The following is a 25,715-nucleotide window of genomic DNA, read 5'->3' as shown; positions in this document are numbered from 1 at the left end:
AACCAATGACCAACGCAAAACAAACTTACGCCCCGAAACTATTTCATGCCCGGCCCAGTTATCGCCCGCCACAACCACTCAGCTACGATCTACCGCCCAAACGATCCGATCGCATTCCTCGCGTAATGCATTTCGTTTGGATCGGCGAAGCTGATCTCCCGCCGCGCGATGCTGGTTACCTTGAGGCCTTTCGTCAGCTTCATCCCCACTGGGAAGTGCGCGTTTGGCGGGATGACGAGGTGTTCGCTTTGCCGATCACCGGTCGCCTTTGCCAAAACCTGCATCCGCCAGCGGTCGCGGCAGATGTCGCGCGGGTTGAAATCGTGCATCAACTAGGCGGCTGGTACAGCGATACGGATGTGCGATGGCTGAAGAATATCGATTACCTGGCCGAGCAAGCCGTGATTCTCTCGACCGAAGCGGATCGCCGCGCCCATCGTTTGGCCAACGGAATCTTCGCAGCAGCAGCCAAGAGTCCGCTACTGGAAGTCATTCTCAAGCGAGTCGCTGCCCTTTCGCCAGGAACGATTGCTTCAAGCGACGTGCTGAGCGAAACAGGCCCCAAACTATGGACGCGGGCGCTGCGTAACTTCGCTCCCCGTGCGCGCCTGCATCATAGTTATAGTGACGCGATGGGAGGTTTAGTGGTCGATGTCGAGACAAGCGAAGTGATCGCCCATCATGATTTGAGTTTTCGTTGGATGTGATACAGCGAAGCCATTAGAATCTTGCACACCCAGCAGACGGATGCGATTCAATAGGTGTCACTTTTCGATTTCTCGACGAGGAGCCGCGGTGTGGAAATCCCTTTGGGCAACGCGAACGACGACAACTTGCTGAATCAATGCGAAACGATTCATGTCGAGGCAAAGGACATCGATGGCAAACTGGCCGGTGCCTTCGCTTCCCTTTCCACGATCCGTACCTGGGAAGCGGGCACCCTCGCTAAGCGACTCATCTTCCGTCCCGCATCCACCAGCATTCGCAATGTGAAAGTCGCGTTCTCGTGCGCCAACGAGTGGCTACCCCAAGGTGGCCACGAAGGCGCGATCCACTTCCACACCGTCACTTGGATTAAAGAAGAAGATGTCGTCGTGTGGGTCACCAGCATTGCGCGAAACGAATTCATGTCGGACGGCAAGATCGTCCCAATTTCGCTCGACCGCGATATCTCGGTGTGCGTGGGGATTATGATCGCGAATTGATTTTGGCGTCGCGCTGCTATCCCAGCCGTCGCGACATCGGACCAACCGTGTCCGTCTTGTTCCCGCTTGACCCTGCTGGCACAAGATCTCGATTTTAGTGGGCGCATGTACACTATTAGTGTACACTACGTCTTATCTCAAACGCAAACCTTTCCCACTCCGATCTGGCGATCGGCCGGTCGCGTGATACCGGGGATCACGCTTAGCTCGAAGGTGTCATCGGCCTTCGATTCGCAGCGAAAGCCCTGGCGGATGGTGTGCGTCCCCTGGCTACCGCTGCGCGCTTTTGTCGAGGAATCGTCGCGGCGGGGAAGCCGCGCTGGCACGGATGGCGATCGGGAACGCATCACGCAGAAATGCCGCGAGTGAGGGTCAAACGGAGATGATAGGAACGGGCGAGAAGTCAGATCGGTGGATGGTAATCGTGGTCCAGGGGAAGGGGAGTCAGGAACAATGCAAAGTCACATTAAAGGGCGTTTCGCACCGCATCGCCCAAAACTACGCCAAAGGTTTCAATCGGCCCAAGAAGAAAGCCCAATACCCACACGCCCGAGCGATCGTTTGCGATTGCCGCTGATGACAAGGCTGCCGCATCCGTCAGAAGCGAGAACCTGACATCTGCCGATAAAATCGCAACAACTTGCCGATAGTATCACTACATGATATCATTTCAATGAACAAAAAGCATCGCCGCACCCTCGCTGCCGTCTTCGCCGAACCGGTCCGATCTAACATCGCGTGGCGTGACATCGAGTCGATGTTGGTCGCTGCCGGCGCGATTGTGGAAGAAAGAGCCGGCTCGCGCGTCGGTGTCTTGTTGAATGGTGTGGTCGCGATTTTTCATCGGCCTCACCCCGAGAAAGAGACCGATAAAGGGGCGGTGCGTTCGGTTCGATCCTTTTTGATTGCCGCCAATATCGTTGCGATCAACGAGAACGGAAGCATCATCATTTCGGAGGAACGTTAGTCGTGTTTCAGTACAAAGGGTACCTTGGTCAGATCGAAATTGACGAGGAAGCAGGCTTGCTTCACGGGCACGTCATTAACACGAAAGATGTCATTACCTTTCAAGGGGAATCGGTCGAGGAAACAAAACAGGCTTTTTATGATTCGGTCGACGAGTATCTGGAATTCTGCGCCGACCATGGACAAGAGCCAGATAAGCCGTTTTCCGGGCAATTCATGACAAGGATCTCGCCAGATCTGCATCGAGCCGCCAGTGCTCAAGCCGCCGCTGAGAAGATGAGCCTGAATGCCTGGGTCGAATCGCTCGTTCGTCAGGGAGTTGAAGCCACCAAGAGCAAGCGTGTTGGCAAGCAACCGATCAAGCGGAAGGGCTCCACCGCAAAAGCAAATACTCGATCTCCGAAGAAGAAGCTTCCCAAGCCTGCCCGTTAAGTCGTCGAGCATACGTGCCTCCGACGAAGGTCGAATTCGCTTCGTGGTAGTTTGAATCGCACGAGATCGCAAAGGAGGGCGGGGCGACCGAGAGCAGAAACACGTTTCCAACAAAGAGGCTGCAACTTCAGAACAAAATTTTCACAATCCGACAACACAAGGGATAGGGGTTCGCTGGCGATTCTGCTCTATATGAGTGCGAGTTCTGTCTATCCAGGGGTAGGCACCTTTTCCTTTTGGGGCGAACGGTTTAACTTCGTAGGTCGACGAGAGGATTGATTACGAAAGGTACTGCGGAAATGGCCAATTTTTCGGATCGTTTGCACGACGCGATTGTTCGCACGGCGGCCCCTGTGGTGGTCGGCCTGGATCCACGCTTTGAATCACTGCCTCAAACCTTGTTGGGGGATCATCGCGGAACACACGACCCGAAAGTGAAGGCGGGCCTTTATTTGGTTTTCTGCCGCGAAGTGATCGACGCCGTCTATCAACACGTGCCAGCCGTCAAACCGCAGTCGGCGTTCTTTGAGGAACTGGGCCCAGCCGGCATGATCGTGTTGGCCGAAGTGATTCAGTACGCTCGCGAGAAAGGCCTGTTGGTGATTCTCGACGCCAAGCGGAATGATATCGGCTCGACTGCAACCGCCTACGCCAAAGGCATGCTCGGTCCCAACAGTCCCTGGCAAGCCGACTGCCTGACGATCAGCCCCTACCTGGGTGATGATAGCCTGACACCGTTCGTCGAAACGGCCATCGCCAACGAGGCGGGTCTGTTCTGCCTGGTGAAAACCTCGAACCCAGGCGGCAAGATGCTGCAAGACTTGGTCGTCGACGATCAGCCAATCTATCGTCACGTCGGCGCTTACGTCGAAGGGCTCGCCCAGCAAACGCGCGGCAACTGCGGCTTCGGTGCGGTTGGAGCGGTGGTGGGTGCAACCTATCCCGATCAATTGTCCGAGCTGCGCACCGCGATGCCCAGCACCTGGTTCCTGGTCCCTGGCTACGGCAGCCAAGGGGGCGGCGCAAAAGACGTCGCTGGCGGTTTCAACGAAAACGGAATCGGTTCGATCGTCAACAATTCGCGCGGCATCATCTTCGCCTACTCCCGCGAACCCTTCGCTTCGAAGTACGAACCAAAGCAATGGCAACGCGCCGTCGAAGACGCCACCCTGGAAATGATCGCCGACCTGCAAGAGCATACGACGGCGGGTAAGCTGAAGGGCTGATCACTCGCTTTGACCAGCCGTAGGGTGCGTCTTGACGCACCAGACCCAGGGTTGGCAGCCTTGGTTATTTTCTATCGCCTTCCCAAGACAACGCATACCAGGGGCTCACGCCCCTGGCTACATTCTGCCGGCCCTTTGGGCCTTCGGATGTTCGTGTTTGAATTCGCTTAGCAGGGGCTTGGTGCTTCGAGACACACTCTACTAATATTGAACTTGAGTTCATGTTCCGATCGTTCGGCACGGCAGTTGCTGCTTCCCTGTTTGCCCCATTTACAACAGCGGCCAACAGGATTCGGCACGATGGAACTTGAAAATGAACTCGACTACGAAATGCGCGACCGACTCGTTTCGCCGGAAGAGATTGATGCGAATCCCTGGCTCAAGACGTGGGGCTTCCGGTTCGCGATCTTGGCGGCTGTTGCCGGACTCGTTGGCATCATGTACTACGAATTCAGCGACTATTTGTCGCTGGAATACTTAGCCACGAAGGAAGCTGCTCTGCGTGATCTGCAGTCGGAGCACCCGATTGCTTCGTATGCGATCGTGTTTCTGCTGTATACCGTGCTGCTGGCGATCGGCGTTCCGCTGTGTGCGCTGATGACGATCATCTGTGGCTGGCTGTTTGGTTTCGTTCCCGCCATCTTGTTGGCAAGTTTCGGATCAACCGCCGCCGGTGCCCTGAATTTCATCGGTTGTCGTTACTTCTGCCGGGAATGGGTCGAGAAAACTTTGGGAGACACGCTCGAGAAGTTCAACGAGCAGTTGGAAGAAAGTGCCGCCTTTTACCTGTTTGTCACACGTCTGATCCCGCAGATCCCATTTGTGCTGGTCAATCTCCTGATGGGACTTTCGCCGATCAGTCTTAAAACCTTCTGGTGGGTCAGCCAACTGGCCATGTTGCCGGCGCTGCTGGTATTTGTGTGGATCGGAACGACGCTCCCTAACTTGAAGACGATCTCCGAAGAAGGGATGTCGTCCGTCTTATCGTGGCAGTTGATGCTGAGCCTGGCCGCGACAGGGCTGATTCCACTGCTGATTCGCTTCGCGCTCCACGGTTACGAAAAGAAGAAAGAGAAGAAGAAGCACGCGCCTGCTTAAGATGACCGTGCCGCAACGATATACCGTCCGATTACGAACCAGCCTAATTCTCTGTCTTACACCGTAAGATCCCTGCCACTACGCCGAACAGCTAAGTTGGTCGCCGTACGCCCCTTTGACAATTTTGCGACGGCAATGTAACCTTAGTCGTTTGCACTCACTGCCTTAGAGCGACCCTCGCAAGGGGAAATCCGGCAACTTGGTCAGGCCTTAATTGGAGCAGCCACACCCGGAGGACTCTTGTGCGAGGGTCACTCCAGGGCAGTGAACGACGCTTTCGCATGGGAAATTGCCTGCGAAATACTCTGTTTTCAAGCGATCCTCGTTAGGGGAATGTTGATAACGGTGATGTGGATAACCCAGTCAAGGCCTTAATGGGAGCAGCCACATCTGGCGGAACCTTGCTTGGGGATCACTCGAAGGGGGCGAATCCTCCGCGAAACGCGTTGTCAAACGTCGCCGGCTGGGCGGTTGCTTACCAAACGCTGGTGCGTCAAACTAGTCGCACGGAAACCAACCGACACCTCTTTGTCTCGGTTTGCTGCAAACTATCTAAGCTAGTCAGGCTTTTGCCGGTTGAGAGGGATCGTGGCAGAGCAAAATACGTCACCCGATTATCTCGTTGTCGCCCGACGCTATCGCCCCCAATCGTTCGAAGAACTCGTGGGCCAACAGCGCGTCGCCACGGCACTTGGCAATGCGATCGCTCGCAATCGTGTCGGCCACGCGTACCTATTTACCGGGGCTCGCGGAGTCGGGAAGACGTCATCAGCTCGTATTTTCGCCAAAGCCCTAAACTGCGTGAAAGGTCCGACCTCCACGCCCTGTAACGAGTGCGAAATCTGTCAGAGCGTGACCGCCGGCGAAGATGTCGACGTGCTCGAGATCGACGGTGCCTCGAATCGCGGTATTGAAGAAATCCGCCAGCTGCGCGCCAACATCAACGTCCGTCCTAGCCGGGCTCGCTTCAAGATCTACATCATCGACGAAGTCCATATGTTCACCAAGGAAGCGTTCAACGCGCTGCTGAAAACCTTGGAAGAACCGCCCGATCACGCCAAGTTTATCTTCTGCACGACCGACCCCGAGCGGATTCCGATCACCGTACTGTCCCGCTGCCAGCGGTTCGATTTCGGTGGAATCTTGCCCGATGATATCGTCGGACGCTTACGGCATATCGTCGATACCGAAAATGTCCCCGCTGCCGACGAAGCATTGAAGCTGATCGCACGCCGCGCCAACGGTTCGATGCGCGATAGCCAATCGCTGCTTGAACAGATCTTGGCTTTTGGCGATGCGGAGATCACCGTCGAATCGGTTCACCGGCTGCTGGGAACCGCAGACAATCAGCAGGTTGTCGAGTTGGCCGGGCAGATCCTGGCCTCGGACACGGCTGCCGCGCTCCAATCGGTTCATAACGTCTTTACCGAAGGGGTCGATCCCGGGCAGCTGCTCGAGCAATTGCTCCGACTTTTCCGCGATTTGATGGTCTTGGGAAGTGGTGGCTCGCCTGACTTGCTGCAATCGCTCTCCCCTGGTTCGGTCGACGAAGGGACACAACTGGCCCAGAAGGCGGGCGTCGCCAAGCTGTTGGCGGCCGTGCAGTGCCTGGACGACACTTTGGTGCGTTTACACCGCAGCACCTACGGTCAGGTTCTCACCGAAGCTGCGGTCGTTCGGCTCTGCCAGCTTGAGGATTTGGATAGCTTGGGCAGCTTGATTGCCACGCTGAAAGAGGGAGGCCTGCCGGCGAAGTCCGCTCCGGCCCCCAGCAGCCCACCTCCTCAAAAAAAAACGGCTGAGCCAGCCGTAGCAGCACCAGCAGAGCCAGCAACGATTCCCATTCGGCCGCAACCGACACGACCGGCTCCGCCTGCGCCAAATCCTACTCCCCAGCCACCTCCAGCGGAAGTTTCCGCCCCCTCTAGTGCCCCGAAACTGGTTTTAACCGAGAAGAATGTCAAATCGGTCTGGAATCAGATCACCGAAGAGTTGCCTGGTCTTGTCGGTGATTGCGCCAGGAAATCCCACTCTGTAGCAATTTCTGGGCCAAAACATCTAGTCGTTGATTTTTTCACGACGTATAATTCGGCTGTCGACGCTCTCCGACGGCCTAAGAGCCAGGAAGACCTCGAGAAGGCATTCCTTGCCGTCTGTGGCGAAGCGTATCAGGTCGAGTTCCGCACGGTCGAAGACCCCAATGCAGGACGAGACCCCAGCGCTCATATGTCGCCGCAGAAAGCAGTGCAGGAAGGTCGCGTCAGAGCTCGACTATTGGCCGAACAGGAAACCATGGTCCAACGGGCGATGGAACTGTTCGACGCGGAAGTGACCGGCGTTCGGGAACCCGACGCTTAAGGCTTCAATCGTTTCGTCACGCCTTGGCCATGTTATCCAGTGCCGTGCCTGCGTCCCTTAGGGCAATGCATCGCGCGATGAAACATGCCAACGCGGACTAGCGCACAGCACCCATCATTGGGATGCTTTTTCGGTAGCCTGACCTACACTTCCTTGGACCAATAACACCCAAAACCGAGGAGATCAGCCCGTGTTTAAGAACCTTGCCAATATCGCCGGCATCATGCAGCAGGCCACTCAGGTCGGCAAAGAAATGAAGGCCATGCAGGAAGAGCTTCGCAACAAGCGTGTCAAAGGCTCGGCCGGCGCCGGTTTGGTCGAAGCCATTTGCACCGGTCATGGCGAACTGGTCAGCATCAACATCGATCCCAAGTTAATCGCTGACGGCGACAAAGACTTGATTGAAGAACTGATCCCTCAGGCCGTCAACGAAGCCCAGGCCAAAGGCAAGCAGTTGCATCAAGAGATGATGCAGTCGGTTACCAGCGGGCTGAACGTACCTGGTCTGGACGAAGCGATGAGCCAGTTCGGCCAGTAATTGCCGATCGGTTTCGCCACCGCCAGCGAGACCTCAAGGAAAACCAACGTGGAAGGAGCGAATGCATAGATGGCACAGCTGACGGAATCGGTCGTTCGATTGATCGACCAGTTGTCGAAACTCCCAGGCATCGGCCGTAAAAGTGCCGAGCGGGTCGCCTACCATCTGCTTCGTGTTCCCACGGACGACGCCCTCGGTTTGGCTGATGCCATTCGTGACGTCAAACAAAATGTCCGGTACTGCGCCCAATGTTTCAACCTTTCCGAAGGGGAACTGTGCACCGTGTGCCAGGACCCCCAGCGCGATAAGTCGCTGCTTTGCGTGGTCGAACAACCGCGCGATCTGATTGCGTTGGAACAGTCTGGCGTCTTCCCAGGCTTGTACCACGTCCTTCTTGGCCGGATCGCTCCGCTCGAAGGCGTTGGCCCCGATCAACTCACGATCGAAGCCTTGGTCAATCGTGTGGCCAAGGGAGACATTCGTGAAGTGATCATGGCCACCAACCCGACAACCGAAGGGGACGGCACAGCATTGCACATTTCGAGCCTGCTGGCCGAGTACCCCGTAAAATTAACCCGTTTGGCACGAGGCGTGACCGCTGGAAGCGTTCTCGAGTTCGCCAACAAAGAAGTCCTGGCCGATGCCTTGACCGGCCGCCAGTCACTTTAAATCCACGATCACCCATGATCAGTCAGAGAAGATAGGAAGGTAGCCATCGCGGCCGCCGAGAACTCGGAGAGTTCATCCCATCTCCTCTCCAGAAGTCGATCCAACAACATCGACACAGCCACTTCCCCACAAGCGGATACGTTCCTATGAGAATGTCCTTCGGTCTCGAACAGAAAATGGTCCAGAAGCAGGTTCTGGCCCCACGGATGATTCAATCCATGGAGATCCTGCAGCTGCCCGTTCTCGCCTTGCAAGAGAAGATCGAGCAAGAGATGAACGAAAACCCGATGCTCGAAGTGCAAGAGCAGGAAGCGAGCGACCAGGACGATAACCGCCACGAGGAAGCCGAATCGCGCGCCGAGTCGGAACAAGAGTTCGTCGTCGAAGAAGGTAAAGACAACGCCGACGATTTCGAACGCCTGCTGGAAATGGACCAGCAATACCCCGACACCTTCGACGAACGACCGCAACGTTCTTCCGGCCAGATGGAAGAAGACGCCGAGCGCCGCATGGACGCGTTGGCCAACGTCCAGTCGCGCCCCGAAACGCTGCAAGATCACCTCGAACATCAGCTCTCGGAACTGAGCATCGATCCGCAATTGCGCGAGTGGTCGGAACGCATCATTTCCTCGCTCGATTCCAACGGCTACCTCACGACCAGCCTGGAAGACCTGCTGCCGGCCGACGCCACGGACGAACTGAAAGAGCTGGCCATGGAAGCGCTGCACGTGGTGCAATCGCTTGAACCGGCCGGAGTCGGCGCGCGGGATTTGCGGGAATGCTTGCTGCTGCAAATCGATCCCTCGCGGATGTTCTACGAAGAACTTCGCATGCTAATCATGAACCACCTGGAAGACCTTCGCGATAACCGCTTGCCGCAGATTCAGAAGGCAACCGGCTTCTCGATCGAGCGAATCCAAGCCGCCTGGAGCGAACTCCGCCGTTTAGATCCCAAGCCAGGCTCGATCTACAACGACGCCCATGTTGCCAACGTGATTCCCGACTTGATTCTCGATGTCGATGAAGAAGGGAACTACGTCGTTCAGGCCGAAGACCGCGACATTCCCCAGCTGCGGATCAGCAACTACTACCGCGAACGCCTTTCCAGTCCGACCGCCACGCGGGAAGAGAAAGAGTTCATCAAGCGGAAGCTGAACGCCGCCCAGTGGTTGATCGACGCGATCATCCAGCGGCAAAACACCCTTAGCCGCGTCGCCCAGGCCATCGTTGATTACCAGAAGGACTTCATCGAGAACGGCCCCGAACACATCACGCCGCTGAAGATGCAGCAAATCGCCGATCAGGTCGGCGTTCACGTCACCACTGTCAGCCGCGCCGTCGACGATAAGTACATCCAAACGCCCCGCGGCATCTTCCCGCTGAAACAATTCTTCGCCGGTGGTACGGTCAACGAAGCAGGCGAAGAAGTCACCTGGGACCAAATCCGCCTCCGCCTGCAAGAAGTGATCGACAACGAAGACAAAGCCAAACCCCTGTCGGACGACGACCTGGTCAAAAAGCTAAAAGACGACGGCCTAAACGTAGCCCGCCGCACCGTGACCAAGTATCGAAAGAAGATGGGGATCCCAAGTAGCCGGCAGCGTCGGGATTGGTCTAAGCGGTAGCTTTCTTGATGCTACCGCACGGTTGAGAATCATCTTCCCTGGCAACTCGACGTAAAGTTCGGCGAAGACTAGAGCCGAATTCGCGAAGGGCACGCCGATATTATTTTTAGCCTGCGGACATGAGCGGGCCTGCGCTAGCTGAAGAACAACAAACCGCGAACATCAGCCGAAAGAACAAACGGCCAAATGCGGGCAGGAACGACGAATACCTTCTAGAAGTGACGCATGGTGTGCTGACCCTGGGGGCTGACCTCTGTCCCAATCTAATGGCACTACATGTATTTAAGTTCACCAAAGGCAGAGGCTAATCCGCAGACACCCGCTACCAGTGTCACCAGGAACATCACAATCGCCGTCCACGACTCTCTTCTCCCAGCTTCAGCATACCTCCAAGTCGCAACATACCCCCAAATCACAGTGGTGAATAATGTGGCACACCAGAATAATACTGGAAAAGCGATAAGCCAGAACTCATACCGACGCCATTCCATTACGTCGGGCTCATCCGGTGATGAGTCAAGCGAAAGAACATTCGCCCTAACTAGCTCCCCGTAAAAAGCAAATGGAAACACTTGGCACAATAGAAGCATTAGTGCAGCTCCCGCCATAAATGGTATGAGAAACTCGCGCAGCCTCAATCCATGGGCGCCACTCCCCAAGTCAGCGTTTAGGTCATCGTGAAAGCCTGATGGGTGCGGCGATTTCGAGCTACTCATACACTACTTCGTATTAGGGTGTTGCCGTGCAAATGGACCGTCGCTGTGGAAAACCATCAAAAGTATCATAGACCAAATCTCCCTACGCAAACTGAAATCGTTTTGTACGGATAATCGCTTGTTGGCCTATTTCGGAAAACACGCTCGGTATTCGAAGACATTGACTCACAAGGATGCAATGGTGGAATACTGGTCGGCACATTCCATTCGGACGAGATATCGAGTGAGCCCCCCTTGTTCCCCCGACGACCGCGTTGCCATTCCGACGTTGTTCTAACTGCCCGTTACCGGCGATCATCAGCGCTCATCTTGTAAGCGGTAGCCACCGCCTGAAATCGAACCTGATTCGTGTCCAACTTTTCTAAAACATCCAAGGCGGCTTCCGCGATTTCTCGATGCTCGGTCGCGAAGCAGCTTACCAGCTTGTACAGGGTCCAGATGCCTTCCCTGGCGGCTTCGAGGCAAGCGTGTTCTAGCTGGCAATCGCTGGGGACTTCTTCGATACCACTTACCGATCCGAAGACGATTTGCGCGAGAAGTTCCAGCAGGCAAACCTGAACATGGATCGGGCGTTGGAAATCGGTCAGGGCACTTAGAATAACGGCGACCGCCGCCGGAGCGGAATCGTAGACGTTTCCCTGCACGACGACGTTGTTATCAATCCGCCAGTAGGCCTGCTCGGCCTGGGTGCTGTTCTGGCTGTCGAGCAGCGCGCGGAAAGCACGTGGGACTTCGTCCGCAGCTTTGTCACCGCAAACCGTTAGGCAGCTCCAATCGATCGAATCTAGAAGCACCGCCGCGATTTCGTGCTCGTTGCTCATCCGCCTATCATTCCTTGCACGATGGTGGTTGTGGGACCACTTATTGGAAGAAGAATCCCACCATTGTAAGCAGCAAGTCCAGTAAGTTCGAAACCATTACCAAGCTCGCGGCCACACAAAGGCAATCGGCCCTCAACCACCAATCGACAGCATCATTCGCCTAGCTAATCTGAAACCGCTTGAATAATTGCCGGATGCCGAAGCCGAAGGTTTGGTCCGACTCGTGGCGTTGGCGTTGGTCGTGGAACGCGGCGAGTTCGTTCAGTTTGCTGAGACGGGTTTGTTGATCGTCCAGCGAGATCGGGCGGCCGATCTGCTTCGAGACAACTTGCTGCACCGTTTGCGGGCTCAGTTGGTCGCGGGGGATTTGATACCGGCGTAAACCGTGCGGTTGGTTGCCGGCCGAGGTCGTAACGGGTGCAGTGATTGGGGCTGGCGGCGTGGCAGGCTGCAAAGCCGGGGCACCGGTGGGTGGAGCAGGCAGCGGCTGCGCGGGTGCCACAGGGGCTGGTGAAGGGGCCGACCAATTTGGGTAAGGCTGCGCAGCCGGGCCAGACGTTTGGTAAGGACCTTGCGACGGGACAACGTACTCATCGTACGGAACGTAGATCGCTCCGGTGTAGAAGTCGACCACAAACGCGACCACGCCCGGCACGAAAAACAGCAACATTCCCAACCCATCGAGGGCAGCAATCTTCCAGTCGATCTGATGCGTGTGAGGCTGCCCGACTCGTTCGTTGTGAAGAAGCGTTCCACAACCGGTCAAACCGCAAGCAACCGGCCCAAGACAAACCGAGGCGGTCGTAACTGAAAGAAACTGTCGTCGCTGCATTCTTTTCTCCGCGAGGAAACCGAAGCCCGACAACGACTGCCAGCACGACTTCCCCCTAACAAGATGCCCCCGAAGGTCTATCGACCATGCGGATTGCGAAAGTTGAATCGACTTGCGCGGACAGATAATCTCAGCTGACGGCTAGCCACGCAAGACGAAAATGGCCGAGTTAAGGACCAATCGAAGCATGCCGATTTCTTGTGCTGGCATCGAGGAATTCACAACGCCGCAATCGCCCCAATCTCGATTACGTAGCCGATCTGAGAAATTCAACAGGCTGCTAGGCCAAGATCTCTTGAATCACCTTGCCGGCGACGTCGGTCAGGCGATAGCTGCGGCCGTTGTGGAAGTAGGTGAGGCGTTCGTGATTCAGCCCCAAAAGGTGCAAGATGGTAGCGTGCAGGTCGTTCACGCTGACGGGGTTCTCGACCGCTTCGTAACCGATGTCGTCGGTCTCGCCGTAGCTGACGCCTCCCTTGATGCCGGCGCCCGCCATCCACTGGAGGAAGCCTTTCGGATTGTGATCGCGGCCTTTGCCGTTTTGCGAGATTGGCATGCGGCCAAACTCACCACCCCAAATCACCAAGGTTGAGTCGAGCAGACCGCGGGCTTCCAAATCGGTAAGCAGGCCAGCCACGGGAACATCGGTGGCAGCGCAGTGATGCGTGTGGTTCTCTTCCAAGTTATCATGCGCATCCCATTCGCCGTCGCTGTAAACCTGAATGAAGCGGACACCACTTTCGACCAACCGCCGCGCCATCAAGCATTTCGAGCCGTACGATTTCGAACGAGGATTGTTCAGCCCGTACAACTCGTGCATGGCAGGCGTCTCGCGGGACAAGTCGACCACTTCGGTTGCTTCCTTCTGCATCCGAAAGGCCAGCTCGAACGATTGCATACGGTTGGCGAATTCCGCATCACGCGTGTGACGCTGCATGTGTTCGTCGTTGAGCTTGGCCATCAGGTCAAGCTGAGCCCGTTGGTCTTGCTTGGTGATCTGCGGCTGCCGCTTAAGATTCAGAACCGGCGTGCCTTGCGAACGGAACAACGTACCTTGGAAGGTTGACGGCAGGAAGCCCGAGCCCCAGTTGTGCGGGCCCCCCTTGGCACCTTGCGTGTTGCCCATGACAACGTAGCCGGGCAGATTTTGGTTCTCACTTCCCAGACCATACGTCACCCAGGCACCGGCGGTTGGGAAGCCGGGGCGCGGCAGCCCGCTGTTGATTTGATAGATGGCCGGCACATGGTCGTTCGACTCGCTGTAACACGATTTGATGAACGCCATCTTGTCGACGTGCTGAGCGACGTTGGTGTACTTATCGCAGACCCACTGACCACACTCGCCGTACTGCTTGAACGAAAACGGTGACTTCATCAGCGGCCCGGGATTGCCGAAGAAGGCCTGGATGTCGGTCTTCTTCCCGTCCATCTTGTCGAGTCCAGGCTTGCGGTCGAACATATCGACGGCACTCGGAGCACCTTCCATGAAGAGCCAGATCACCGACTTCACTTTAGCGGGGAAGTGACCAGGGCGGGGCACGAGCGAAGTGATCGGCTCGTTCGGGGCTTCGGTCTCGGCGGCCAACAGCTTTTCGTCGGCAAGCAAACCAGCCAGGCCAATCATGCCTGCCCCAGCGCCGGCCCGGCAAAGCCACTCGCGACGACTTACCAGGTTCGCGACACGGCCACAGGGAAACAATGGATTTCGCTTGTTCATTTCTATTTCCCTTAATCGACGTAAATGAATTCGTTGAGTCCGAACAACGACTGGCAATAGTCGGTCAGCGCTGCGAGACGGGGTTCTGCTTCGCCTCGTTCGGTACGTACCTTAGCTTGGGCCTCGATGAACTCGATCGAGGCGGCCACTTCCTTCTCCGTCGGCTGGCGAGCGAAGGCTTTCTCGAAGGCGTTGGCGATGATCGGCGGTAACTTGAAGTCGTTTCCGCTCGATTCGCCCACTTCCTTTTGCACCAGCAAGCTGGCGAAGTCGTGAGCCACCGCGCGGACGAAACCATCGTTTAAGATCACCATTGCCTGGGGGGCCACCGTCGTATTTTGCCGGGCCGCGCAGCTGGTCATCAGGTCGGGGCGATCGAACGCTTGAAACATGGGGTAGGGGATCAGCCGCTTGTGGAACATGTAGACGCTGCGGCGCCGCGTGGCGGCATTGTCCTTGGCATCTTTCGGGTAACGTTCCCCTTGAATGTTGCGAGCCAGATTGGCCTCAGGGGCGATATACGGCTTGAAGCCAGGTCCGCCTGCCTCCAAGTTCAACGTGTCGCTGACCGCCAACATGGCATCGCGCATCGCTTCCGCCTCCAGCCGCTGGGGCGTCATTCGCCAGAGCAAGTGGTTGGCAGGATCGACCTCCAAGCCCCGCTCGTCCGCCGCGCCACGCTGACTGGCTTGTTGCCAGACAGCGCTGGTCAAGATTTGGCGGTGGAGCGATTTGATGTCCCAGCCGGTGGCGACGAACTCGCTGGTCAGGTATTCCAGCAACTGCGGATGGGTTGGGGCATCGCCTCGAACACCGAAGTCACTGGTCGTACCAACGAGCCCTTTACCGAAGTGATGATGCCAGACACGATTGACCATCACGCGGGCCAACAATGCTCCGCCACCATGTTCGGTGTCGGTCATCCACTGGGCCAAAGCACGCCGCTGTAAGGTACTTTTCGGTTCGCCGAAGTGTTCTCGGTAAGCTTGCTGAGCGGTCTGCCAGAAGTCTTGGGCATCTTCCTCGACGGAGAGCATCGCAGGGAACCCGATATCAAGCTCGATCTCACGATCGTAGAAATCGCTCCGGCGGAACAGCCAGGTGGTGCGCCGTTTGGCATCAAAGTCCTGGAAGAAAAAGCCTTCCTTTCCACTGGGTAATTTATCCGTCACGCGGTCGCCGCTGTGAAAGACGCCCAACAGTTGGTAATACTCTTTTGCCGAGAACGCATCGTATTTGTGATCGTGACAGCGAGCGCAAGCAACGGTGATACCGAGAAAGCCAGAGCCAACGGTCGAGATCACATCGTCCAGTTCGTTGTAGCGATTCAGTAGGCGTTCGCGTTCCAGGAAAGTATCGGGCAGCTTGAACGCGGGACCCGAGGTGAGAAAGCCAGTGGCAGAAACGGCTGCGTCACTTTTCGGCTGAAACTCGTCACCGGCGAGTTGCCATCGAACGAACTGATCGTACGGCATGTTGTCGTTAAACGCTTGAATCACGAAGTCGCGATAGACGTACGCGTGCGGACGATCCTTGTCGGCCTCCTGACCATCGCTATCAGCGTAGCGGGCGACATCCAACCAATGCCGCCCCCAACGTTCGCCATAGCGCGGAGAGGCCAGAAGCTGATCGACCAGATGCGCGACTGCTTCGTCTGGATCGGCCTTGTATGCGGTGAGAAACTCTGCCGTTTGCTGCGGTGTCGGTGGTAGCCCGATCAAATCGAAATACAACCGGCGGACCAACGTGCGGGCAGCGGCGGGCTTCGAAGGATGTAGACCTGCCTCGTTCAACCGGGCGAAAACAAATCGATCGATCGGCCCCTTCGACCACGAATCGTTGGCGAGAGATGGTGGCGGTTCAACAGACTTCAAACGCTGGAAGGCCCAATGCTTCTTCGCGCGATCCAGCTTCGGGTCGATCACGTCGGCGTCGGCAGGCCAGGTGGCACCTTGATCGATCCAGGTACGAAGTAGCGTGATCTGTTCTTTGGTGAGAGGCGAATTCCCTTCGGGCGGCATCAAGCGACCTTCTTCCGCGCCTGATACCAATTGAAGAAGTAAGCTCTCTTGGCTCTTGCCGGGCAGAATCACCTCGCCGCTGTCACCTCCCTCCATCGCTCGGGCGTGGATGCCGAGATTTAAGCTCCCTTCTTCCGTGCTACCGGCGTGACACTCGTAACAGTTGTCGCGCAGGATCGGTTGGATATCGCGGACAAAGTCAACCTTCTCGATAGGGACCTTCTTCGGCTGGGAATCTTGGGCCGAGGTAGCTTGGGTGAAAGCGACCACGCCAAACAAGCCAAATATGAGGGCAAAAATTGGAAGACGACGATCGAACGGAAACGTCATGGGGCATGACCTTCGTGCTTACAGTCGGACGGGAGGCTCCAAGGGAATATCGCATCGTCATCACGCGATGTTCGATCGCGGATGGCGGGTAACAACCTTGGTGGGCAGTGGGTGCCTCTGAAGCAGCTCCGAGTGATGAGTCAGTGGGGCGGGAGCCAACGGCTGGATTTCAGGGCAAATATGACTATTCAGCATACGCGATTTGCGCAGGAGATCCAATTCGCAAATGCGCATTCTGATTTCGATTTTCCCTCGGTCCGATTTTGAGCGTTCGCCCCCAGTATCCGCTCAGGCAGCATGTTTGCTCGTCCCGGGTGGAACGCACAAGCACCACAATTGCAACCTTAACGCTAAGCATTCACGTCCTACCGGGGGCACCGTCAACCCACCTCTGAAGAGCTATTCGTTACAGATGGTCCTCGGAACAGTGCGGAAGGGGGTTTCCCGCAGGGTCGCCGGCAGAAAACGAACATCTGACAGAATTCTGACCTAAGCTTCCCCTGAATTATCGCTAGGCGCAAGCCGCGCAAACTGATTGGCGTTTGATTGAGAAGACGAGGCCACCGTGATTGCAGATACCCCAACAACGGAATCCGAAGCCCAAGTTTCGACTGAGGAAGCCTCGATTACGGTTCCTGCGGCGGCCTGGGAAGATCTTCAGAGGCGTTTGGCCTCGCTCGAAAATAGCCAACAGGCCAACACGGCCGACCCGAATCGCTTGAACCTGGTGGTGTTTGAATCGCACCGCGATCGTTTGCTGGCCGCTTTCGTGATGGCAACCGGAGCAGCAGCCGTGGGGATGGAAGTCACTATGTTCTTCACCTTTTGGGGAACAGCCACGCTACGCAAACGGGCATTCATCGGTGGAAAGAAGTCGCTCGTCGAACGTGCGTTCGGTTGGATGCTCCCGGCGAAGAATTCGACCAAGCTCTCGCGGATGGATATGTGCGGCATGGGACGCATGTTGATGGATCGCGAGATGAAAAAGAAGAACATCGCCGACCTCGATAAGTTGATCGAAACGGCCGCAGATCTCGGCGTCAAAATCCAGGTTTGCGAGATGTCGATGCAGCTGATGGGGATCAAGCGGGAAGAACTGATCGACTATCCGCAGCTCGATTACTGTGGTGTCGCTTGTTTCGCCGAGAACGCCGCGAACGCCAATACAACCTTGTTTATTTAAATCCAAATCAGGTTTCAGGATGATTGCTACCGCTTCGCTCTCGGTTGCCACATATCTCGAGCCTAACACTGGGCGATCCAATTTACCGAGTGCGTGGGAACGTTTGGTATGAGTACGTCTCAACTACCTTACAATCAATCGAATACTCCGCCGGAAGCTAATTCGACTTCGCTCCCGGTCGAGCCACTTCTTGAGCGGGTGGATAGTCTGTTAGGGACGCTGGCCGATGCCTTCGACGAACGGTCGCCTCAAGAAGAATTGTTAGCTACGCTGCAACAGTCCTTGGTTGAGATGCGTGAGACGGTTCTCGAGCAGAGCCAGAAGATCACGCAGATGCAGGCTCAGTCCGACGCGATGGCCCGAGCGCAAGCGGATGCCATCGTGCACTCCGTTGAAATCATTGACGAACTAGAACAAACCCGTCAGCATCTGTCCGACGCCCGGTTGGCTGCGGAACAAGCGGCAGGCGATACACGGCGACTGGCCGATACCATTTTCGAACGGACCCACGACGGCGTGCTGGTGTTCGACAATCAGCAGTGTATCGCGTGTAACGATAATTCGCTTCGATTGCTAGGCTATCAGCGAGAAGCAATGCTAGGAGGCTGGCCCGCTGCGTTCGAAACCGCTGTGCACGAAGACAACTCGTCAGCTCACCAAGACCTGTGCGCGATGTACGCCAAGGCGGCTGATCACACGGTCGAGATGATCGAGATCAAACTCGAACGTGCCAATGGTGAACGCTTTTGGGCGGAGATCACCATGAGCTTCTTCGAGATGCAAGACTCGGGACATGTGTTGGTGGTCGTGCGTGATATCTCATCACGAAAGAACTTCGAGACCGAACTTCGCCGGCATCGCGATTTCCTCGACAATATCATCAATGCGGTCCCAGACCAGCTTTCGGTGAAGTGCTCCGATCACAAGTTGGTGGTCGCCAATGAAGCGTTCTGCAATGCCCATGGTTTTCGCCGGGAAGAAGTGGTGGGGCAAGACATTTCCGCGCGACTGGCGCATGGATTGGGCGAGCAACTTCGCGAGATTGAATCGCGATTGCTTTCGACTGGCATCTCGCCGCCCACCGAACACTTGTTGATTCAGCCCGATGGGTCGCATTCGATTGTTTCTGTGAAGCGATCGATCTTCCAAGACGAAGCGTCAGGCGATCAATACATTGTTGAGGCTTCGCGCGATATTACCGAAGATCGCCTTCGCGAAGATCGCTTACGACTGTTGGCCAGCGTGTTTAATGGGGCCTCGGAAGGGGTCGCCATCTTGTCGTTGACCGGCATGGTACACGAAGCCAATCCAGCATTTACGCAAGTGGTGCACGCAGGAGAATCGCCGGTCGGCAAAGCTTTCACCGAGACATTGACGATCGAAGTGGAAGACTTCGACAACATCTTGCAAAGGGTCGCCGCCGGGGAAACCTGGTCAGGCAAAGCAACCCATCGCAATGACGATCTACAGGAGCGGTCGTACTGGCTATCGCTCAGCCCTTCAACCGAAACCGATCAAGGTGCGCGGCGTATCATCGCTTTGGTGTCGGACATTACCGAACGAGAAAAGGCCCAGGCCAAGCTTCGCCATCAAGCGATGTACGACACACTGACCGGTCTGCCAAATCGCCGCTACTATCGCGAGCGACTACAAGAGCTGATCGAAGCTTACACGACCAGCAACGAGCGAATCGCGATCTGCTTCCTCGACCTCGACGACTTCAAACATGTGAACGATTCAGCTGGTCACTCGACCGGAGATATGCTGCTGAAATTGGCTAGTAAGCGTTTGCAAGCTGCTGTCGGTTCGCATGCGTTTGTGGCTCGGTTTGGAGGGGACGAATTCGCAATCCTGCTGACCGGCAACGATGCTCAGCCACAGGAAGTCGATCGCATCTTAGAGGAACTGCTCGTTTCGTTTCGCGAACCATTCTATCTGGAGAGTACCGAAGCGGTCATCGGCTTGAGCCTCGGCACGACGCATTTCCCCAAAGATGGTACCGATGCAGACATACTGATGAGCAATGCGGACATCGCAATGTACGCAGCAAAGTCGGCCGGCAAGAACCGGATGCGATCGTTCACGCCTGGGTTGCAAGATGTCGTTCAACTGCGACACCACGTGCAATCGAAGCTGCGTCGCGCGATGGCTGACGGCGAGATCCAACTCAACTATCAACCGAAGGTCGACAGCATCACCCGCCTACCGGTGGGCAGCGAGGCCTTAGTTCGTTGGCAGACTAGCACCGGCGAGTTCATCCCGCCTTGCAACTTCATTCCGGTGGCGGAACAAACTGGCTTGATCTTACCACTTGGCGAAATCGTGTTCGAGCAAGCGGTCTTACAAGCATGCCAGTGGAACGGTCAAGGCAATTCGCCCCTGATCGCGATCAACATCTCGGCGCATCAACTACGCCATCCGCGTTTCGTCGAACAGGTGTTGGCTACCTTGGAACGAACCAACAGTCAGGCCGATTGGTTCGAGTTGGAAATCACCGAATACGCGGTGATGGAAGACGTGAGCTACGCCGTGTCGGTGATCAATCAGCTGAAACAACTGGGCTTCCGCGTAGCGATCGATGACTTTGGTACCGGCTATTCCTCGCTCAGTTATTTGAAGAGTTTCCCAATCGACACGCTGAAGATCGACTTGTCGTTCGTGCGTGATGTGATCTGGGATTCCCAGTCGCGAGCCATTGTTCGCTCCATTGCCGCCTTAGGGAAAGGACTTGGCTTGAACGTGGTTGCAGAAGGGGTCGAATGCGAGGAGCAAGCTGACATCCTTACCGAAGCAGGCTGCGATCAATTGCAGGGCTACTACTTCGGCAAGCCAATGAACGCGGCCGCTTACGAGCAATGGCTCGGCACTTACCGTCCCATCCGGTAACGCGTCGTCTTGAGGCAACATGCTAGAAGGTGATCGACGTTCCATTGACGGCCAGTTCGATGATCGTGGCGAATCCGCCCACTTCAGTGCCAGGTAACTTCTCGCTGGTCGGCATGTCTTCGGGACTGCCGATGCTGCATGTGCGATGGCAAACCGAGCACAGGATGATCCGTCCGCCGTCTTCTTGGAATTGTTGGATCAAATCGGTCAAAGGTGGAAATGCCTGGACCGTAATCCCTGCGGCGCTACCGCGGTAACCCCACACAGCCCCGTCGCTTGTCAGAAACACACTGGCCGAATAGCCCATCGCTAACGCCGAGAGTCCACACGAGAACGCCAATGTTGCGTTCTTGCCGTTGTCCGATTTTCCGACCGTGAGGATCACGACTACGTTCTGCGCAGCGTCTGACATCTTATATCCTTTGCCCCTGAAGGATTGATTTATCCCAACACAATGATCGCGCGTTGGATTCCGTCTTCTTCCTCGAAACTCTCGATGGTGTGCCCCATCCGCCGGGCCCAGGCTTCCACGTCAGGACGAAACGCCAAATCGGTGGCGGTCACTTCAATCGTCTGCCCAGAAGAATGAGCGCGGGAAGCCCGAGTCAGCTCGACAATCGGCATCGGGCAATTCATACCTTCGCAGTTCAGTTGAAAATCCGCCATGCAACCGTTCCCTTCCGCACCAACTCCCTAACCCGTCAGGTCGACCATTGTGCCCAATATGTGTCTCGGCTTGCAGAGCAAAGACACTGGGCGACTGTTAACTATCTATCGTCTCGGCCAAGCGTCGTGAAAAGAAAATAGGGTGAATTCTCAGGCGATGCCGACCTGGTTTGCCAGAGAACAAGCAATTATCGGAACAAATTGAAATCCCTGGCATTGGATCGTTCGTCTCAGGTTTTGTCCCAACCATCAAACGACCAGGGAGTTCACCCATGATTCGTCCAATAACCACTTCGCTCGTTCTATTTCTTATGTGTAGCAGCACCCTTTTCGCCACCAGCCCACCGGTGCCAGCCAAATCGATCGAGCCGATCGAGACGTGGCGTGGGGTTCAGCGGACCGCTAACCGTCACCGAGAGTTGATTCCTCCCTCGCGGGCTATCATCGACCGCGACGCCTGGGCGAACTTGTGGCAGGCGTGGCGTCCGACGGAAGAAGTACCAGAGATCGACTTCGATAAGCACATCGTCCTGGTGGCAAGCGTCTCAGGTCCTAACTCGCTCGGTATCGCTCGACTGGAGCTCGATGCCAAGGGGGATGTCCGTATGATGCTGAACTGCACCCAAACATTTGGCCCCGGCTTTGGCTACCTTTTGATCCAGATCGATCGAGAAGGAGTGAAATCGGCCAATCGAATTGCGCTGGATGCAACCGAGTATCCAAAATCTTCCCCGCGATCGGAAAGACGTACGAACATCGGTTTGCCATCCTTCCGTTGAAAGTTGACAAGCCATTCTTCAATGAACGCTTTGTTGTAAGAAACGCGAGGGGCCTCGTTCCACTTCGCTTTCAATGGGCCCTTCGCGTACCGCGGACGAAGACTTAGATCTCCCATCGCAGCGCAATCCGTCCGCAAGCAAGCTGACACCTTGCGGACCTAGAGAAGAGTACAGAAAAGTAGAAAGCTTAGCAGAGACACCTCTTGTCGGAGGTTTGCTCCCCTGCTGACGAAGCGTCGGCAGCGGAGCTGGGCTCGGGTGCTGAGGGATTTGGACCAGGAAAAGGCCAGTCCCCTAGTCAATTCCGCTTGGTTACTTCACCGAAGCCGCCGTGGTGCTGGCGGTCGTGGTTGGGGTGATCTCTTTCACATCGAAGTCGTACGTGAACTTGTCGTAGTACAAATTCGTGTTGCCCACCTCGTATTCCCCCCGCTGGAAGTCGATCGTATCGGATGGCGGAGCAAGCTTGGCCGGCGTGTGCTTTTGCGAGTGATCGCTGTTGGCGGCCATACGGTATGGTTCGAGGCCGCCAAAATAGAAGTCAGCCACTTCCTGCCGCTCGCTATCGCTAAGGTAGTTCATCGATTGCAGAGCCGTGATCCCGTAGCAGACGTCCACCGGAACCCAGCCGTACGGGGCCAGGTAAATCTCGGACCAGTCGTGAATGTTGAGCCGCCCCGGGAATAAATTCCAGCCAGACTGCCACCGTGCCGGAATCCCATTCACGCGACACAAAGCAATGTAAAGCATCGCTTCCTGACCACAATCACCGTAGCGATTCGCTCGGCAGTAGTCACTCAAGTTGCGAATCGTCGAATACTCGATCGCCAGGCTGTACTGGATGTTGACCGAGATCCAATCGTAAATCTTCTTGGCAATGATCGCCTTATTGGTCTCGTCGCCGACGATTTCTTTCGATAAGGCGATCAGCTCGGGTGTGAACTCGATATGCGGCCCCTCTTGCACGAAGCGAGCGATCTCGGCATCGGCCCCATCAAACGGCGTTACGGCCTTCGGATCGATCTCAAAGCGGATTGCGTCGTGCTGAAAGGTGAAGTGCAGCTTGAACTTGGTCGGCTCGCCGGCGGTCGCTTTCTGCTCGAAATAGGCCGAGCGCAGCGGGCTATCGGCCGGAGCGATTTCGACTGGCTGTGGCGAACTGGAGATCAACTGAAAGCCACGCTGAAAAGGAAAGCTGCGTGGGATCGGCAACCAGGCCTTGATCGTGCTGCCAGCGGGCACAGCGTCGGCGTAGACGGTTCCGGTGAATTCGATATCAAACTGCTTGGTCATCACATAGGGTGACTTCGCCGCTTTGGTGGCGGCCCGAATCTGCCGCGTCAGGTTCAGCCGCAACCGTTGAACGTCCGCTTCGTCAGCAGGAATTTTGCGGCGATGTTCCAGCTTTGGATCGCGATAGAAGAGATTCCGCACGCTCGATCCCATGTACAGCCGTTTGCCGTCGATGTCGCGGTAATCGAACCGACCTTCATCGACCCAGGTGGCAAACTCGTCCGAGGTAGCATCCTTCACGCCTGCCAAGATCTTTTCCTGCAGCTGGTCGCGGGTCAGAGCAAAGTCGCGACGAATTCGGAACAGGCGATCCTTTTCGTAGATCAACTCGTAACGTTCTTCGGACGAAAGATCGGACTGAGCCAGCGCTGCGTCGAGAACCGCTTCGGCCTGTTGAAAGTCGCCGGTCAGTTCCAACTGCTGAGCCTTATCCAACGGCGCCTCCTCGGCAAAACAAGTCTGCCATGTCGTCAGCATGCCAAGGGTAACCAACGCAATCCGAAACCAGGCAAAGGCCATGAGCAAGCTCTCCCAGGGGAAGTCAGAGGGGGTCAGTCGCAGCAGCATGATGGGGAGCGGGGATAGCCGCAGTCTACCTGAGCAACAAACGCCAGAAAACTCTCGATTGCGCAGAATTGTGTCGGTTTCGCGCCGGGGGTGGTGATTGGGTACTGAGACCGGGGGATTGAGCGATCCATTTCGAGGACTCGCCTACCTGGCGGAATGAATTCACCCAATTACGAAGCATTCGCATCGACCCGCGATCTGCTCATTGGTTGTCCGACAACTGCTGAGACCACTCTCGTCGTTTCCTATGAAACCCGTCAATCACGGTTGCAATTGCGAGGACTCCTCGATCAGGCGGAGGGTACTTTTACCTTCGGCGGAACGTTCTCCGACGTCGTCGATGTTATCTTGCAGCACCAGGAGTCTGGTTCGACGATCGGAGTGCGGAATCGCGTAGATGTCCATCACGATGGGGTTGCCAACAATACTCGCATGGAGCGTGATGCCAGACAGTTGTTTGCTGCCGAAGGGCAGAGGAGACGCCTTTTCCACGGTGCAGTTCTCTTCGCCAAACTCGCTCACCAGATTTTCGGAAAACGCTTCTGGTGTAAGCGGATCCTCCATCACAAAATACATGATCTTGAAATCGTTTCCGGACAAGGTCCAGTTCTTATACGTTTCATCACCCAGATCGGCCTCGAAGGTAAACGCGCGCGGATATTTGAAGGAGATTCCCTGGTAAGGAAACACGCGATGTGGTTCCGCTGTTAACGTGATCTCGGGATCAGTAAACGTCCCTTCAAGTTGAACCGCTTTCCCTTCCTGAATTGCGATCTCCTGATCCCCCATCTTCAACACGTACTTCACCGGCGGTTCTTTCGACTCGTTCGCCAGGGCAGCTTTGTCCTGCGCCGAGTTGAAGTTCGATCGACCGCAAGCAACGGCAATCAGCACCGTAAACAACGGAATCAAGATGAGTTTTCTTAGCATGGTCGTTTAGGCCTGATGGTGAAGATCATGAGCAGACGGAACACGGTTTCATAGTGGTGGCAATCTTACGCGACTGCAAGGGAACATACAGATTCTTTGAGCTTCCCAAATCTTCGTAATACTTTACAAACTCGGCGTCCTAAGCCTTTTGATACATCAGCGTATTGCGGAAAGCCAATCGTCGAGAAGTTGTTCAAGCGATTCGTATTCATCATAATCACCCGTCTCGGAGTCAAATTCGTAAATGCGTCCCGAACGAGAATCTACTGCATAGTAGCCGATCCCGGCCTGGTACATAAACGGAACAGATGTTCTTGGAAACTTACAGCCAATCGACTCGACTTCCCTTATGAGTTGGCCGAGAGTAAACGTCATTGTCACGCCGCCCTTGACGCGAGGCACAGAGGACGAGGCAAACTTGAACGTACTCGAAAACAAGTCGGCACCATCAAAGCGAGAGTATACGCTACCTAGAGCTCTTAGCTGTTGAATCCCAGCTTCGTCATTGCAACACCAAAGCGTCGAGTGATCGCCGTTATCATGAAATACCTCTATTCGATCAGCTAGGGTTTCCACCCTTCCAGGACAGTTACGAAGTATCCAATCGAGAATATCCATTGGTCATTTATCTTCAATCAAGTACTTGCACTTCGATAATCCGTCACGAAAGCTTTAATAGAATCTGGCGTTCCCTAAGTCGGATGCAGAGCCCCCTCCTCGTCTGACTAACGGATGCATCATGGCAATATTACGTTGCTACTGCACAGAGCGAGAAGCAACGCACACATCACATTGAATCGTGTTATTTAGGCCGCCTCACTCCAAAACATTCTGACCGGTAAGACAAGGCCCCGTTG

Annotated in this window: 22 protein-coding genes and 1 other RNA gene; 14 read left to right on the top strand and 9 right to left on the bottom strand. The window is 55.8% G+C overall.

Going from position 1 to position 25,715, the window contains the following annotated elements:
• Positions 1-5: 5 nt before the first annotated feature.
• Both C5Y83_RS05840 and C5Y83_RS05835 read left to right on the top strand, forming a co-directional pair.
• The gene (locus C5Y83_RS05840; protein ID WP_105328712.1) at positions 6-707 is read left to right on the top strand and encodes a glycosyltransferase family 32 protein; all 702 of its coding nucleotides are present in this window, start codon (positions 6-8) and stop codon (positions 705-707) included.
• 90 nt (positions 708-797) lie between these two features.
• Positions 798-1,205 carry a hypothetical protein gene (locus tag C5Y83_RS05835; RefSeq protein ID WP_105328711.1) on the top strand — a complete coding sequence of 136 codons (408 nt, stop codon included), beginning with the start codon at positions 798-800 and terminating at the stop codon, positions 1,203-1,205.
• A 137-nt stretch (positions 1,206-1,342) separates the two neighbouring features.
• Here the strand turns inward: C5Y83_RS05835 and C5Y83_RS05830 are convergent, their stop codons facing one another.
• Positions 1,343-1,555, bottom strand: a complete 213-nt coding sequence (locus tag C5Y83_RS05830) for a hypothetical protein (RefSeq protein ID WP_146117651.1) — start codon at positions 1,553-1,555, stop codon at positions 1,343-1,345.
• Between the two features lie 323 nt (positions 1,556-1,878).
• Between C5Y83_RS05830 and C5Y83_RS05820 the strand changes: the two genes are divergently transcribed.
• From C5Y83_RS05820 to rpoN, 9 genes are all read left to right on the top strand, one after another.
• Positions 1,879-2,172 carry a type II toxin-antitoxin system HicA family toxin gene (locus tag C5Y83_RS05820; protein ID WP_105328708.1) on the top strand — a complete coding sequence of 98 codons (294 nt, stop codon included), beginning with the start codon at positions 1,879-1,881 and terminating at the stop codon, positions 2,170-2,172.
• 2 nt (positions 2,173-2,174) lie between these two features.
• Positions 2,175-2,603, top strand: coding sequence for a type II toxin-antitoxin system HicB family antitoxin (locus C5Y83_RS05815; protein WP_105328707.1), 429 nt, complete (start codon positions 2,175-2,177; stop codon positions 2,601-2,603).
• A gap of 299 nt (positions 2,604-2,902) precedes the next feature.
• On the top strand, positions 2,903-3,829 hold the full coding sequence (gene pyrF, locus C5Y83_RS05810) for an orotidine-5'-phosphate decarboxylase (RefSeq protein WP_105328706.1): 927 nt from the start codon (positions 2,903-2,905) through the stop codon (positions 3,827-3,829).
• A 300-nt stretch (positions 3,830-4,129) separates the two neighbouring features.
• Positions 4,130-4,927, top strand: coding sequence for a TVP38/TMEM64 family protein (locus C5Y83_RS05805; RefSeq protein ID WP_105328705.1), 798 nt, complete (start codon positions 4,130-4,132; stop codon positions 4,925-4,927).
• A 169-nt stretch (positions 4,928-5,096) separates the two neighbouring features.
• An RNA gene (ffs, locus tag C5Y83_RS05800) (signal recognition particle sRNA small type) lies at positions 5,097-5,186 on the top strand.
• Positions 5,187-5,515: 329 nt separating this feature from the next.
• On the top strand, positions 5,516-7,285 hold the full coding sequence (dnaX, locus tag C5Y83_RS05795; protein ID WP_233207125.1) for a DNA polymerase III subunit gamma/tau: 1,770 nt from the start codon (positions 5,516-5,518) through the stop codon (positions 7,283-7,285).
• A 190-nt stretch (positions 7,286-7,475) separates the two neighbouring features.
• Positions 7,476-7,823, top strand: coding sequence for a YbaB/EbfC family nucleoid-associated protein (locus C5Y83_RS05790; RefSeq protein WP_233207124.1), 348 nt, complete (start codon positions 7,476-7,478; stop codon positions 7,821-7,823).
• A gap of 69 nt (positions 7,824-7,892) precedes the next feature.
• On the top strand, positions 7,893-8,492 hold the full coding sequence (gene recR, locus C5Y83_RS05785) for a recombination mediator RecR (protein WP_105328703.1): 600 nt from the start codon (positions 7,893-7,895) through the stop codon (positions 8,490-8,492).
• A 146-nt stretch (positions 8,493-8,638) separates the two neighbouring features.
• A complete protein-coding gene (rpoN, locus tag C5Y83_RS05780; RefSeq protein WP_105328702.1) occupies positions 8,639-10,117 on the top strand; it encodes an RNA polymerase factor sigma-54 in 1,479 nt (492 codons plus the stop codon).
• Between the two features lie 1,000 nt (positions 10,118-11,117).
• On the opposite strand, the gene C5Y83_RS05770 is transcribed toward rpoN, so the two are convergent.
• The 4 genes from C5Y83_RS05770 to C5Y83_RS05755 form a co-directional block, all read right to left on the bottom strand.
• Positions 11,118-11,654 (bottom strand): hypothetical protein, encoded by a 537-nt coding sequence (locus C5Y83_RS05770; RefSeq protein WP_105328700.1) that lies wholly within the window; start codon positions 11,652-11,654, stop codon positions 11,118-11,120.
• 160 nt (positions 11,655-11,814) lie between these two features.
• Complete coding sequence (locus C5Y83_RS05765; protein ID WP_105328699.1) at positions 11,815-12,486, bottom strand: hypothetical protein; 672 nt, start codon at positions 12,484-12,486, stop codon at positions 11,815-11,817.
• Between the two features lie 280 nt (positions 12,487-12,766).
• Positions 12,767-14,203, bottom strand: coding sequence for a DUF1501 domain-containing protein (locus C5Y83_RS05760; protein WP_105328698.1), 1,437 nt, complete (start codon positions 14,201-14,203; stop codon positions 12,767-12,769).
• A gap of 11 nt (positions 14,204-14,214) precedes the next feature.
• Positions 14,215-16,554 (bottom strand): PSD1 and planctomycete cytochrome C domain-containing protein, encoded by a 2,340-nt coding sequence (locus C5Y83_RS05755; RefSeq protein WP_105328697.1) that lies wholly within the window; start codon positions 16,552-16,554, stop codon positions 14,215-14,217.
• Between the two features lie 565 nt (positions 16,555-17,119).
• On the opposite strand from C5Y83_RS05755, the gene C5Y83_RS05745 reads away from it, so the two are divergent.
• Both C5Y83_RS05745 and C5Y83_RS05740 read left to right on the top strand, forming a co-directional pair.
• A complete protein-coding gene (locus C5Y83_RS05745) occupies positions 17,120-17,737 on the top strand; it encodes a DsrE/DsrF/DrsH-like family protein (protein WP_233207119.1) in 618 nt (205 codons plus the stop codon).
• A gap of 108 nt (positions 17,738-17,845) precedes the next feature.
• Positions 17,846-20,623 (top strand): bifunctional diguanylate cyclase/phosphodiesterase, encoded by a 2,778-nt coding sequence (locus C5Y83_RS05740; RefSeq protein ID WP_105328695.1) that lies wholly within the window; start codon positions 17,846-17,848, stop codon positions 20,621-20,623.
• A gap of 22 nt (positions 20,624-20,645) precedes the next feature.
• Here the strand turns inward: C5Y83_RS05740 and C5Y83_RS05735 are convergent, their stop codons facing one another.
• Together C5Y83_RS05735 and C5Y83_RS05730 are read right to left on the bottom strand one after the other, a co-directional pair.
• Complete coding sequence (locus C5Y83_RS05735) at positions 20,646-21,035, bottom strand: DsrE family protein (RefSeq protein WP_105328694.1); 390 nt, start codon at positions 21,033-21,035, stop codon at positions 20,646-20,648.
• A gap of 29 nt (positions 21,036-21,064) precedes the next feature.
• Positions 21,065-21,289: a sulfurtransferase TusA family protein gene (locus C5Y83_RS05730; RefSeq protein WP_105328693.1), complete on the bottom strand. Its 225-nt coding sequence runs from the start codon at positions 21,287-21,289 to the stop codon at positions 21,065-21,067.
• Positions 21,290-21,561: 272 nt separating this feature from the next.
• Between C5Y83_RS05730 and C5Y83_RS05725 the strand changes: the two genes are divergently transcribed.
• Positions 21,562-22,068 carry a hypothetical protein gene (locus C5Y83_RS05725; protein ID WP_146117650.1) on the top strand — a complete coding sequence of 169 codons (507 nt, stop codon included), beginning with the start codon at positions 21,562-21,564 and terminating at the stop codon, positions 22,066-22,068.
• A 312-nt stretch (positions 22,069-22,380) separates the two neighbouring features.
• On the opposite strand, the gene C5Y83_RS05720 is transcribed toward C5Y83_RS05725, so the two are convergent.
• Positions 22,381-23,880: a transglutaminase-like domain-containing protein gene (locus tag C5Y83_RS05720; protein ID WP_158262247.1), complete on the bottom strand. Its 1,500-nt coding sequence runs from the start codon at positions 23,878-23,880 to the stop codon at positions 22,381-22,383.
• Positions 23,881-24,189: 309 nt separating this feature from the next.
• Positions 24,190-24,840 (bottom strand): hypothetical protein, encoded by a 651-nt coding sequence (locus tag C5Y83_RS05715; RefSeq protein WP_105328690.1) that lies wholly within the window; start codon positions 24,838-24,840, stop codon positions 24,190-24,192.
• Positions 24,841-25,715 lie beyond the last annotated feature (875 nt).

It is taken from the genome of Blastopirellula marina (assembly GCF_002967765.1).
Taxonomy (GTDB): domain Bacteria; phylum Planctomycetota; class Planctomycetia; order Pirellulales; family Pirellulaceae; genus Bremerella; species Bremerella marina_A.
The sequence above is the reverse complement of the archived record's forward strand: the minus strand, read 5'-3'. Positions and strand labels throughout refer to the sequence as shown.